15 protein-coding genes and 1 pseudogene are annotated in these 12,609 nt (G+C 37.4%); 7 read left to right on the forward strand and 9 right to left on the reverse strand.

Features of this window, described 5'->3' with window-relative positions:
* Window positions 1-17: 17 nt before the first annotated feature.
* Window positions 18-647 carry a histidine phosphatase family protein gene (locus tag E8M05_RS07650; RefSeq protein ID WP_003065708.1) on the forward strand — a complete coding sequence of 210 codons (630 nt, stop codon included), beginning with the start codon at window positions 18-20 and terminating at the stop codon, window positions 645-647.
* Window positions 648-690: 43 nt separating this feature from the next.
* On the opposite strand, the gene E8M05_RS07655 is transcribed toward E8M05_RS07650, so the two are convergent.
* Window positions 691-1,599, reverse strand: a complete 909-nt coding sequence (locus E8M05_RS07655) for an HAD family hydrolase (RefSeq protein WP_003065710.1) — start codon at window positions 1,597-1,599, stop codon at window positions 691-693.
* A gap of 329 nt (window positions 1,600-1,928) precedes the next feature.
* Between E8M05_RS07655 and lysS the strand changes: the two genes are divergently transcribed.
* Both lysS and E8M05_RS07670 read left to right on the forward strand, forming a co-directional pair.
* Entirely contained in the window at window positions 1,929-3,419 is a 1,491-nt protein-coding gene (gene lysS, locus E8M05_RS07665) for a lysine--tRNA ligase (protein WP_003065715.1), read from the forward strand.
* A gap of 297 nt (window positions 3,420-3,716) precedes the next feature.
* Window positions 3,717-4,127 (forward strand): hypothetical protein, encoded by a 411-nt coding sequence (locus E8M05_RS07670; protein WP_003065717.1) that lies wholly within the window; start codon window positions 3,717-3,719, stop codon window positions 4,125-4,127.
* A 40-nt stretch (window positions 4,128-4,167) separates the two neighbouring features.
* Here E8M05_RS07670 and E8M05_RS07675 read toward each other — a convergent pair whose 3' ends face one another.
* Window positions 4,168-4,923, reverse strand: coding sequence for an HAD family hydrolase (locus tag E8M05_RS07675; protein ID WP_003065718.1), 756 nt, complete (start codon window positions 4,921-4,923; stop codon window positions 4,168-4,170).
* A 143-nt stretch (window positions 4,924-5,066) separates the two neighbouring features.
* On the opposite strand from E8M05_RS07675, the gene E8M05_RS11220 reads away from it, so the two are divergent.
* Together E8M05_RS11220 and E8M05_RS07680 are read left to right on the forward strand one after the other, a co-directional pair.
* Complete coding sequence (locus tag E8M05_RS11220; protein WP_003065719.1) at window positions 5,067-5,210, forward strand: hypothetical protein; 144 nt, start codon at window positions 5,067-5,069, stop codon at window positions 5,208-5,210.
* Between the two features lie 106 nt (window positions 5,211-5,316).
* Window positions 5,317-5,846, forward strand: a pseudogene (locus tag E8M05_RS07680) (biotin transporter BioY).
* Window positions 5,847-5,891: 45 nt separating this feature from the next.
* Here E8M05_RS07680 and E8M05_RS07685 read toward each other — a convergent pair.
* Window positions 5,892-6,104 (reverse strand): YdbC family protein, encoded by a 213-nt coding sequence (locus E8M05_RS07685; RefSeq protein ID WP_003065722.1) that lies wholly within the window; start codon window positions 6,102-6,104, stop codon window positions 5,892-5,894.
* A gap of 115 nt (window positions 6,105-6,219) precedes the next feature.
* Here E8M05_RS07685 and E8M05_RS07690 point away from each other — a divergent pair, with 115 nt between their 5' ends.
* Window positions 6,220-6,543 carry a hypothetical protein gene (locus E8M05_RS07690; protein WP_041972853.1) on the forward strand — a complete coding sequence of 108 codons (324 nt, stop codon included), beginning with the start codon at window positions 6,220-6,222 and terminating at the stop codon, window positions 6,541-6,543.
* 59 nt (window positions 6,544-6,602) lie between these two features.
* Here E8M05_RS07690 and E8M05_RS07695 read toward each other — a convergent pair whose 3' ends face one another.
* Both E8M05_RS07695 and E8M05_RS07700 read right to left on the reverse strand, forming a co-directional pair.
* A complete protein-coding gene (locus tag E8M05_RS07695) occupies window positions 6,603-7,892 on the reverse strand; it encodes a peptidase U32 family protein (RefSeq protein ID WP_003065724.1) in 1,290 nt (429 codons plus the stop codon).
* Between the two features lie 131 nt (window positions 7,893-8,023).
* Complete coding sequence (locus tag E8M05_RS07700) at window positions 8,024-8,950, reverse strand: peptidase U32 family protein (protein WP_003065727.1); 927 nt, start codon at window positions 8,948-8,950, stop codon at window positions 8,024-8,026.
* Window positions 8,951-9,219: 269 nt separating this feature from the next.
* Between E8M05_RS07700 and E8M05_RS07705 the strand changes: the two genes are divergently transcribed.
* A complete protein-coding gene (locus tag E8M05_RS07705) occupies window positions 9,220-9,504 on the forward strand; it encodes a DUF3270 domain-containing protein (RefSeq protein WP_003065730.1) in 285 nt (94 codons plus the stop codon).
* Between the two features lie 465 nt (window positions 9,505-9,969).
* Here the strand turns inward: E8M05_RS07705 and E8M05_RS07710 are convergent, their stop codons facing one another.
* Genes E8M05_RS07710 through hprK form a run of 4 tightly spaced genes read right to left on the reverse strand, consistent with a single transcriptional unit; the run spans window position 9,970 to window position 12,594 of the window.
* Window positions 9,970-10,443, reverse strand: a complete 474-nt coding sequence (locus E8M05_RS07710; protein WP_003065733.1) for a YtxH domain-containing protein — start codon at window positions 10,441-10,443, stop codon at window positions 9,970-9,972.
* Window positions 10,440-10,859, reverse strand: a complete 420-nt coding sequence (locus tag E8M05_RS07715; protein ID WP_013852098.1) for a DUF948 domain-containing protein — start codon at window positions 10,857-10,859, stop codon at window positions 10,440-10,442. The genes E8M05_RS07710 and E8M05_RS07715 overlap by 4 nt, the downstream gene beginning before the upstream one ends.
* Window positions 10,860-10,882: 23 nt before the next feature.
* Complete coding sequence (lgt, locus tag E8M05_RS07720) at window positions 10,883-11,665, reverse strand: prolipoprotein diacylglyceryl transferase (protein WP_136596457.1); 783 nt, start codon at window positions 11,663-11,665, stop codon at window positions 10,883-10,885.
* Window positions 11,665-12,594: an HPr(Ser) kinase/phosphatase gene (gene hprK / locus E8M05_RS07725; RefSeq protein WP_280521830.1), complete on the reverse strand. Its 930-nt coding sequence runs from the start codon at window positions 12,592-12,594 to the stop codon at window positions 11,665-11,667. Before hprK ends, lgt begins: the two co-directional genes overlap by 1 nt.
* Between the last annotated feature and the right edge of the window lie 15 nt (window positions 12,595-12,609).

Consider the following 12,609-nt stretch of genomic DNA (forward strand, 5'->3'; position numbering starts at 1 on the left):
AGATTGGAAAGTAACTGATGAAATTTTATTTTGTACGTCATGGTAAAACACAATGGAACTTAGAAGGACGTTTCCAAGGAGCAAATGGTGACTCACCTCTCTTGGAGGAATCCGTTCATGATTTGGAAAAATTAGGTGATTATCTCCAAGATGTTAAATTTGATGCCGTTTTTTCAAGCGATTTAAAACGTGCCAGCGATACTTGCAAGATTATCATGTCACGCAGCCACTATCCAAAGCCAATCAGCTTTCAACCCTCGCTGCGTGAATGGCATCTTGGAAGATTGGAAGGCAGCAAAATTGCAACGATAACATCTATTTATCCTCAACAAATGCAAGCTTTTCGACATAATTTAGCTAAATTCGATAATGATGTATTTGACGCTGAATCTGTTTATCAAACCACTAAACGCGTTGAGTCATTCATTAAATCAATGAAAAATCAACCTTATCAGAATGTCTTGTTAGTTGGGCATGGTGCTAATTTTACCGCCTCTATCCGTACTTTATTAGGATATGAACCAGCCGTTCTCCGTGCCCAAGGCGGACTTGATAACGGTAGTGTGACGGTTTTAGAGACCAAGGATTTTAAAACTTTTACTTGTCTAAAATGGAATGACACATCTTATAAACAAAAGAAATCTTAAAGACGAAAAACCCTCCTAAATAGCGCTTAGGAGGGTTCATTTATTAGTTATTTCTTGCGTATTTTAGACGCAAAACTTTTTCTTGTTGTTTATCCAAACGAAGCAGGATAACAACCTTATCAATACTCATGTTACTTTCAAGCAGACGTTCTGCTGCCATCATCAATCCGTTGTTGATACCCATTTCAAGAATTGGATTGTTCTTGTCATTAACATCAAAGATAAATTTATTATCAGGAAGGTCAAAGAGAACTTTCACAGCTCCGAACAGCTGTTCAAAGTTATCAATAGCAACATCATAAACTGGTTTAATACCAGGCTTCAAGCTACGGCCACGGTGGTTAAACCACATTGAATGCCAGCCACCATTGAAAGCACCAACAACGTCATTGTCATATGAATCACCAACGTAAAGTGTTGTTGCAGGGTTCATGTCAAATTGCTCCGCAGCAAGATTGAAAATCTCTTTTTCTGGTTTTTGGAAACCAGTCGCTTGGCTGACAAGGACACATTTTGGGTCAATATAATCATAAAGACCAAGTTTTTTAACTTTTTTCAGTTGGTGTTCCGTTGGTCCATTCGTTATAATCCCCATTGGAACGCCTTTTTCTTTAAGAAAATCAAGCGTCATGCGCATCTCATCAAGCATTGTGATATTTTCCAATTCCTCTTCATAAATTTCTTGGAAATGCACGCCAGTTGCTTCATCAATTTCACGGTAACCAAATTCTAATAAAGTTTCCTTGCAACGCCAAAAACGGAAATACTCAGTTGTCCACTCACCTGCCATTACACGCGGAAATCCGACATCTGAATAATGACGGAAACGAATATAAGCCTGATTGATTTTACTCATATCAAAATCAGGGAAACATTTCTCAACGGCAATACGATAAGGTGCTTGTTGGTCATAAATCGTATCATCAACATCAAAAACAATTGAAGTAATCATGAATCTCTTTTCTCTCTAATAAATTTTACCGTCACATATTATACTATTTTTTACCCTTCTTTTCAATCAAAGACAAGAAAACAAAGCTAATACAAAAGTGATTAATCTCCTTGTCCGTGTCGTTATATTTACAAGACATGGTGTTTTGAACTTTGACAATCTGAAAATAGCCCCGTTTCAAGTCAGCAACAAGAAAAAACTTGCTGAAAAATCGAATTTCTTTTGAAATTACCAATTTTTGTCTCACTCTCAAGCAAAGCACGCAAAAATAAGGTGTATTCTAACTTCTTTTATGATACAATAGGAAAGAATACTTATTGGAGGAAAACATGTCAAACGAACACATTGAAGAATTAAACGACCAACAAATCGTGCGTCGTGAAAAAATGGCAGCTTTGGCTGAACAAGGCATCGATCCTTTCGGAACTCGATTTGAACGCACAGCTACTTCTGGTCAATTAAAAGAAAAATACGCTGACAAAACTAAAGAAGAATTGCATGAAATTAACAAAACAGCTACTATCGCTGGTCGTCTAATGACTAAGCGTGGTAAAGGTAAAGTTGGTTTTGCACACATTCAAGACCGCGACGGTCAAATCCAAGTCTATGTCCGCAAAGATGCTGTCGGTGACGAAAACTATCAAATTTTCAAAAAAGCAGACCTCGGTGACTTCCTCGGTATCGAAGGTGAAATCATGCGTACAGATATGGGGGAATTGACAATCAAAGCCACTCACCTTACTCACTTGTCTAAAGCACTTCGTCCACTCCCAGAAAAATTCCATGGACTTACAGACGTTGAAACTAAATATCGTAAACGTTACCTTGACTTGGTTTCAAACCGTGAAAGCTTTGAACGCTTCGTTACTCGTTCAAAAATCATCTCAGAAATCCGTCGTTACCTTGACGGACTTGGTTTCTTAGAAGTTGAAACTCCAGTCCTTCACAACGAAGCTGGTGGTGCTGCTGCTCGCCCATTTATCACTCACCACAACGCACAAGATATGGACATGGTTCTTCGTATCGCAACTGAACTTCACTTGAAACGTCTTATCGTTGGTGGTATGGAACGAGTGTACGAAATCGGACGTATCTTCCGTAACGAAGGTATGGATGCCACACACAATCCTGAATTCACATCTATTGAAGTTTACCAAGCCTATGCTGACTTCAAAGATATCATGGATTTGACAGAAGGCATTATCCAACACGCTTCAAAAGCTGTTAAAGGTGACGGTCCTATTTCATACCAAGGAACTGAAATTGCCATTGACAAACCATTTAAGCGTGTTCACATGGTTGATGCTATCAAAGAAGTCACTGGCGTTGATTTTTGGAAAGAAATGACTCTCGAAGAAGCGCAAGCTATTGCCAAAGAGAAAAATGTACCAGTTGAAAAACACTTCACTTCAGTTGGTCACATCATCAACGCTTTCTTTGAAGAATTTGTCGAAGAAACATTGATTCAACCAACATTCGTTTATGGACACCCAGTTGAAGTTTCTCCTCTTGCTAAGAAAAACGCAGAAGATCCTCGCTTCACTGACCGCTTCGAACTCTTCATCATGACTAAAGAATACGGTAATGCCTTTACCGAACTTAACGATCCAATCGATCAATTGTCACGTTTTGAAGCCCAAGCAAAAGCTAAAGAACTTGGTGATGACGAAGCAACTGGAATTGACTACGACTACGTCGAAGCCCTTGAATACGGTATGCCACCAACAGGTGGACTTGGTATCGGTATCGACCGCCTTGTCATGCTCCTCACAGACACAACAACAATCCGCGACGTCTTATTGTTCCCAACGATGAAGTAAATTAGATTATATAATCATTTAAAACCTTCCCTTGAATAATTCAAGGGATATTTTTTAGCTTAAAATAAAAGAAAACTGACAGCTGAAATTCTTCTGCTTGTGCTAAAATACCTATCAATTTACTGGGAATTGACACTATGCAAAATATACACATGAAAAAATTATCGATGCCTTCTTTGCATTGGCTTCAGAAAATCCAGAGAAATCAAATATTACAATTTCCAAGATTGCTTCCAAAGCAGGCAGTTCAAGATAGGCCTTTTATCAAAAATATTTTAAAAATTTCAATGAAATTATATGATCATAATCTCATCAATAAAGAGATTTTCCAAGTATTTAATTACAATCTCTTCAGTAATCAACCCTTTAGATTACATAGCTGAAAATGTTTTACCAGCAATTTGGAAGGAGAGACAGTGGATAAGGTGTCTCTATACTACAAATATCGATCCTAATTTTGAAGATTTTATTGTCTCTACTTACACTAAGCGGGGTGCTTCAAATATTGTCCCAAAAGAAGGACAATTCAATCTCTCAAATGAAGAAGTGGTTCAACTCGTTACATCACTTACTGTAGTTGTTATTAAAAATTGGATTACTCAAGATAATCCCTCTCCACCTAAGCATTTTAAGGGAGAATTTCTGAGGCTTATCAGAACACCTATTTATGAATATATCAATCATACAGCTGTTACCGTCTCTGATTAAATACCTAAAATCTCCCTAATATAAAGTTAGATATGATTTTTCACTCCACCACCAACTCACTGATATCCTCAATTACTTTGGCGTTCATAGTATTGAGGGTTTCGATTTCTGATTGGTTGTATGGGAATGTGTTAAGCAGGATACCGTCGATGCCTGCTGCTTGTGCGATTGCCATGTCGCTCGTAAAATCATTGCCAACCATAACGGTTTCTTCTGGATTGAGTTGATTGTCGTTCAAGACCAGATTCATGAGTTCAACTTGTGGTTTTTTCATTTTGTAATCAGACGAGATATAAATCTTATCAAGAAATTCTCTGCACCCTGTCATTTCAATTTCAGCTTGAGTGAAAGCTCGCTGTGCATTTGACAATAAAATAACTGTTGCTCCTACTTCTTTGAGTGTTTTCAAAGTCGCTAAGGTATTTTCGTACGTTTGCAATTTCTTGCGTGACAACATTCTAAAAGTTTGGGCAATTAGATTTCCCCATGTTTCAAGGTCTAAAATAATGCTATCTGTGGCATGCTTGTGCGGTGCTTCTAACAGCAATTCAATAAAAACAACCACCAAATCAACCTCAACATGTTCTAACTGATAACGTTTGCGTAATTGATTTTCTTGACGTTTAATATGTTCATTATAATTTGCTTTAAGCTCCGCAGCAGAATAATCAGCGCCATAAGCAGCATAAAGCGCAGCCATTTGTTCCCAAAGCTTCTCGTTTTCCTCGTCTGTCCAAATATCCACAAGTGTTCCATAAAAGTCAAAAATGTAATTCTTATATTGCAAATCTGCCATTTTTCTCGCCTTTTTTAGTGATTATGATTACGTTTCCAAATTTCATTATAAAGAAAAATACATGATTTGACTAGCCTTAGAATGTCAAAGAAAGCCACTTTATGCTACAATGTAGATAAGTATTATATTGAAAAGGAATTGCTATGTCTAAAAATATCATCTATTTCATTTCTGCTATCATTTTTTTAACTTATGGTTTGTTAACACATAAAACAATCTTTATCATTCTGGGAATTGTTTTTGGAGTGATTGGGGTAGCAGACTATCTCAAACATAAAGGAAAATGAAATCGCTAAAAAAGCGATTTTTTTCTTGACATTCTGATTAGTTTTGAATGAAATTTAGTCAACCAAAATAAAGTTTGAGATTAACTAAAATAACTAAGGAGATGTTATGTCTAGAAATAAGCTTTTAACACTCATCTTCCCAGCATTTGGTGCTGCTTTAATTACGATACTTTCACAGATTGTGATTCTTATTGGAACGATTCCATTTACACTTCAAACGCTTGCTGTTGGGCTTATTGCTTCGATCTTCCGTTCACGTGAAGCCACGTTCAGTGTGGCGCTTTATCTGATACTTGGCGCTATTGGACTTCCTGTTTTCGCAGGCGGTAGCGGCGGCATTGCAGCATTATCAGGTCCAACATCTGGTTTTCTCTGGGGATTTCTTTTCTACGCTGCCTTAACTTCTTACCTAACCAATATCGAAAGCTCTTTGGCTAAGATTTTTTGTTAGCAATCTACTCGGTAATTGTTTAAGCATTGATTGGCTTACAATTTTTAGCAAATATGAACTGGCAAGCTACTTTCTTGGCTGGCGTTGTCCCCTTCATCATTCCTGAAATTGGAAAACTTATAGCTACTACAGCTATCAGTAAACCTTTATTTCTCTCTCTGAAAAATACTGCTTATTTTGCATAAAAAAGAGTTGACAGATGAAAAATCTGCCAACTTTTTATCTCTAACTTAGCCGCGGAAAGCGTCCAAGATGATTTTAAATTCATCATTTGTGAGTGTCACACCTTTACCCATTTTGCTGTGGTCTGGGCTCCATGAACGAATATCAAATTTTGGCTCTGCTCCGTTAAAACTAACACGGTTCAATTCTTTTGTCCAACCTTTATCGCTTTCAGATAGGGTAAGTAAGTGTTCGACAATTTCAAATTTAAATTCTGACATAATAAATCTTCCTCCTAATATATATATTCGTAAAAAAACTTTCTAAACTTTTGATTATTTATTTTTTTCTTCAAAAGGTGTATAATCATTTTATCAATTTTTTAGGTAAATGACTATGAAAAATCTTATCAAACGTTTAAAAAGGCAAGCACAGGCTTATGTTGACTTTCGTGCTCAACCAGCCGCAGATATTAATCTGAAAACTCACAAAATCATCACAACCATCAAAGAAGCGCAAGAAAAGCAATTAGCGCTCCATGCTATTTACAAAGACGGCAGTTTTACAGGTGATTTGGTCAAATACGACCCCAAAAATAACAAATTAATCCTCAAAAACTTCCAAAAGAATATCTCAACAATCATCGCTATCAGTGATATCAATCGTTTGACATTGGTACCACCAACTGTCCGTAAATCTCAAGAACTAGACAAAAAATGAACGACCCTACCTACGCCATTACGTTTAAGAGTCGTTCATTTTTTAATAATTATTACTGATTATGCTCTAACAGTTTTGCTAGAACCGTCGCTTTTATAAAGGTTCACAAGTCCTTCTTTACGAGCACGAATCATATCTCCTGCTTGAACGGCTTGAGGGACAGTGATTGTCAATAATTCCATTGGATTTGGAGCACGATCAATTTTATTGCCATCAGCATCATGCAAATCTTTGATGTAAGTTTCAAAATGACGGAATCCTGGTCCATAGAATTCGACAGCATCTCCTTCGAGAATAACGTTACGTTGACGGATTGTTGCTGTCATTGTTTCTTCATCAAAGGCAACAACTTCACCGACAAATTTATATTGTGGTATTTTACGACGAGCGCCAAAGAGTTGTTCGTTTTCTGTTGGTGTTTGATAGTAGAAACCAGTTGCTAATTCACGTTGGGCAACTTTCCAAAGCTCATCAAGTAATTCACCTTTGATAGCTTCGAATTTTGCTGGGCTTTCTAGGTAAGCATCGACGGCTGCACGGTAGCAGTTTGTGACCGTTGATACGTAGTGAATTGATTTCATACGACCTTCAATCTTAAAGCTATCGACACCATTTTCAATCAAATCAGGCAAGTGTTCAATCATACACATATCAACTGATGACATAGAAAAGGGCTCTGGAATTTCACCTTCAAGACTTTTACGTTCTTGACCAAACGGCATATCGTAAAGGTCATATTTCCAACGACAAGATTGTGAACAACCGCCACGGTTAGCATCACGGTGACTCATATGATTAGAAAGGACACAACGCCCTGAATAACTGATACACATTGCGCCGTGAACGAAAGCTTCAATTTCAAGTGAGGTGTGTTTACGAATTTCTTCAATTTCAGCAATTCCGACTTCACGCGCCAAAACAACACGAGACACACCGATTTCTTCCCAGAAAGCAAAGGCTTCATAGTTGGTTGTCGAAGCTTGTGTTGACACATGGACTTCTAAACCTGGTGCTTCTGTTAAACAAATTACCATAAGTGCTGGGTCAGATACGATAATGGCATCCAAGCCCAGATCACGAAGTTCACGGAACCACTCTCCTGCACCAGTTTCGTTTCCTTCGTGGGTAACCATATTTGCTGCGACGTGGACCTTAGCACCATGCGCATGGGCATAATTAATTCCTTCTTGCAATTCTTCCATCGTGAAGTTACCAGCACGGCTACGAAGACCGTAAGCTTGTCCACCGACAAAGACTGCATCAGCTCCATAATCAACAGCGACTTTTAATTTCTCAAGAGTACCAGCAGGTGCTAAAACCTCTGGACGTTTTAAAGTTTTTTCTGACATTATTATATTCCTATTTCCAAGATAGTAAAATTTAAAGATAAATATCTTTACAACAATTTCAGTTAATTAGCTAACTTGTCATGCCCTGAAATAGTAACTCAATCATGACAAGAGTTCATTTTGGGGTAGTTTTACTTCACTTCCTCTGGGTCAAATTCATAGAATCCAGTTCCAAGTGTGCGACCTTTTGGATGTAATTTACGAATTTCTTCATCCAATAAGAAAGCTTGGTCTTGTGTAAATTCAGCTGCTTCAATCAATTCTTTAGCTTTGACAAAGCATTTAACAATCTCAACAAAATCATGTCCTGGACAATAAATACCGTCCAATTTCCAATGAGTGAAATTATGGTCAGTTAACTCTGTCAATTTTGGCATCATATCAAGATCATCAGTATCAAAAATATGTGTGCCATGTTTATCCTCAAAAATTGAGTAATGAGAGTCTTTATTGCTTGGTTCAGCAAGGAAAAGACCACGTTCACGTGTTTTTTCATCATCAATGTGCGTAAAATTGTAATAATTTTGCAATAATGGACGTTTTGAATGATGAATGACAGTAGCTCCGTAAACAAGCACTTCAGCTGGGTAGCGAAGATTTTCTGACATTTTGAACAATTCGACCGACGGGATTTCACGAGCAAGAACGACTTCACTAGCGCCATGGTCTCCCCAGAAATTCACTTGACGACTTGATGTTACAAAAACAGAAACATCATAAATCATCTTGAAATCGTAGCCTTCATTTTTATTGATGTGAAAAACACCTGCATCTCCTGCTACTAAATAATCGGCTTTAATGTCTTTCAAAAAATCAAGATACGGGCGAACTGCATTAATCATATCTTGGTGCAACAACGCATTACAAGCAATACTTAGTTCTTTTCCAGCATCATGAACTAGCTTAGCGATTTCAGAAAGTTCATCATAAGTAAAATTATGAGGCAAACGTAAACCATAGTTTTCCTCACCCACATAAATACGATCAACGCCGGCATCTAAAAGCTCTTTGACCTGCTCAATAGATTCAGCTGTCGCAGTAATAATTATTTTTTCCATAACGTTTTAATTATACCACTCCTATAACAATTAGTCACAGATATCCTCTAAAATCTTATTGTTATAGCTTTCTAAAAAGTTTTAGTGTCATCTCAAAATGAGAAAAACTTTATGAGAGGAGAGGCTCAAAAAGAAATCCTCATTTTGAAACAAAAAAGAGGAACAACTATTTTAAACATATTTTTTAACATCAGTCAAGGGATTTTTTTAAAAGGTGACAAATTTGTTAATTTATGGTATGATATCTAAGTATCAGAGGAGAGAGGATTATGCCAACACCATTAAAGCAACACAAAGAGTTTGAAGAACGGCATTATCAAGAAGATAATGCACCAAAATTTCAAGAATTTCAAGAAATTGACCACAGAAATGCTAAATTAAAAGAGTTAATGTTTTTTGCTCGTATTGCATTATTTGGAATTTCGACTGTCGTCATTTCATTCTTTTTGCTGGTCTTGAATCTAGCTCCAATCTGGGCTTTCTTATTTGCCTCTCTTATTAGCCTAGCTATTACGTCAGCTGTTTCAAGTATTATTTGGTCTTTAAGACATTGAAATGAACCACTACAACTCCACTTTGGGGTTGTTTTTATATTTTTCTTATTTTAGCTTCACAAAAATTTCTTACAAATGATACTAACCTTGTCAGCTTTATCTGTAACCTCAATAGCTCACTGAACTATTTAAACTAATCAACTATGCGGGGATGGTACAACGAATACAGAACTTTTTGTGTTCAGTACCACTCCCTCAAAATTTCCGTGTGGCTGCTTTTATCGCTGTTTCAGCCACTTTTATCACAGCGGTAATTATCGCTTTTATGTTTGGTTCGCTCGCAAATAATTCTAAAATTGAATTGTAACTTATTTTTGGTTAAAAGTAGATTTAGCTACATTCTGAAAAGTCCGCTAAACACAAATTTGCTTTCCTATTTCAGGCTCGAACATAAAAAGGTCCACTGGACCTTCTCGCTTTCCTGTTTTAGGGCTCGAACATAAAAAGGTCCACTGGACCTTTTTATTATTCTTCATCAGCTTCTTCGGTAGTAGTCTCAGGCATTTTAATTGCTGGTGCTTCTTCGTCTTGTGTGTAGTCAATGATAATGTCATCAACTTCTGCTTTTGTCTCTTCTTTAATTTCTTCTGCTTCGTTAACCGCTTCAGATACTTTAGAAGTGAATCCTGAGACTTTTTCAGAAGCAAAGTCGGCTGCGGCTTTCCCTTTTTCTTTTACAGTATCCAAAAATTCATCGGTTGTTAATTCACCAGATTCAAATTTTTGGCGGTAATCGTTAAAAGTATCAACAGCTAAATCTGTATATTCTGTTGCTTTATCTTTTGCTTTCTGATGATACTCAGCAGGATTTTCTTTATAGGCCTCATAAGCTTTAGCAGCTTTCTTTTGGAATTCCTTACCTTTTTCAGTAGATAGGAAATAAGCTGCGGCTGCACCAGAGGCAACACCAATAATTACGTTTTTCAATAGTTTACTCATGCTTCTTCTCCTTTTTTACGAAATATTTTTGAGGCAACTTTGCCAACAGCAAATGCTGCACCAGCTTTGCTAACATTTGATGAGGCTTGAGTAGCTTTTTGAGTGATGTTACGAGCTTGTGTATTCAAGTCCGAAACAGTCTCAGACAACTCTGCAACTGCCACAAAAAGTGGATCAATTGTTGCCACCTTACCATTAACATCCTCAACTAAAACATTAGCTTTAGCCAGGATTTCATTGGTCTGATGAAGAGTGACGTTAACATCACTGGTCAACACTTTTATGGTCTGCTTTGTTTCATCAATTGTCTCATTTACAACATCAACTGTTTTATATAGTTTAACACCCAGTGGTATAAAAACGCCAACCAAAACAGCAAAAGCAATGGCAATAATTAATAGTGCTACTTCAAACATTTTTTCTCCCATCTACCTATTTTTTATTCCTGATAATACGGAACATCTTTCTGTTTTCTTCTCCAGATAACCAAGACCACACCAATCAAAACGAGTAGAGCAGAAAGCCATTGTGATACTCGAATTCCGAGTAACATTAGACTATCTGTCCGCATTCCTTCGATAACAAAGCGTCCACAGCCATACCAAATAAGGTAAAAGAAGGCAATTTCGCCTCGTTTGAAGAAACGTGCTCGGTGTCTCAGGCTCATGACAATCACAAATCCTAATAAATTCCACAATGATTCATATAAAAATGTCGGAACACGATACGAACCATCAATATACATCTGGTTCTTGATAAAATCTGGTAGGTAATTCAGATTATCTACTATTTTACCATAAGCTTCTTGATTTATGAAATTTCCCCATCGTCCAATAGCTTGCGCAATCATGACACCAGGTGCTGCAATGTCCAAAAAATCGAGTGGATTGATTGCTCGGTAATAAGAAAAAACAAATAATACGATTGCTCCTGTAATCAAGCCACCGTAAATAGCAAGGCCACCGTTCCAAATGGCAACTATTTCGCTCAATGGCTGATTAGCATAATAAGACCAATCAAAAATGACATAATAAACACGAGCACCAATAATCGCAAGCGGAAATGCAATTAAAATAAAATCTAAAATATCATCAGGAATTATCTTCCGACGCGGTACTTCTTTCATTGCTAAATAAACAGCAAGAAGTAATCCCGAAACAATGAAAATCGCATACCAACGAATGCTAATAGAAACTAACTGGATAGCAACTGGATCAATCATTAGTTCTCCTCGTTTTGACTAATAAGCTGAGTGAGGCGGTCCTCAAATGTCTTAGTTGCATCAAATCCCATTTGTTTAGCACGGTAGTTCATGGCTGCTGCTTCAATAACGACTGACACGTTACGTCCGGTTTTTACTGGGATACGCACACGTGGAATTTTTACACCAGATAACTCGATTTCTTCGTTGCTATTTCCTAAACGGTCAAAGATTTTATCGGATTCAAAATTCTCTAAGTATATTGCCAATTGAACTTGTGATGAGTCTTTAACAGCGCTAGCACCATACAAGCTCATCACGTCAATGATACCAACACCTCGAATTTCAAGCAAATGGCGGAGAATTTCTGCGGGTTCACCCCAAAGTGTTTCTTCGTCTTTGGCAAATACATCGACACGGTCGTCAGCTACCAAACGGTGACCACGTTTGACTAACTCAAGACCTGTTTCACTTTTACCAATTCCTGAATCACCTTGAATTAAAACTCCCATACCGTAAATGTCCATAAGAACACCATGAACACTAGTACGTTCGGCAAGGCAAGAATCCAGATACCATGACATCTCACCAGATAAACGACTTGTTGGCACATGACTTTGTAAAACAGCAATACCTTTTTCTTTAGCGGCTGCCAACATTTCATCTGGGATGGCTAGATTACGCGCCACAATAATAGCAGGTGTCTCTGGCTTAATCATTTCTGCCAAGACTTGATGACGATTATGCGATGACATCTTAGTAAGATAAGACCACTCTTTCATCCCTAACAATTGCAGACGTTCTGGCGAATAATAATCAAAATACCCTGTCATCTCAAGCCCAGGCCGTGAAATATCTGATGTTGTAATTTCTTTAGCTAATAAGTTATCATCACCATATATAACATCTAGCTTGACCTTGTCCACCAACATTTTTACAGTAACCGACATTTGATGTACCATGAA

This window comes from Streptococcus pasteurianus (assembly GCF_004843545.1).
GTDB lineage: Bacteria > Bacillota > Bacilli > Lactobacillales > Streptococcaceae > Streptococcus > Streptococcus pasteurianus.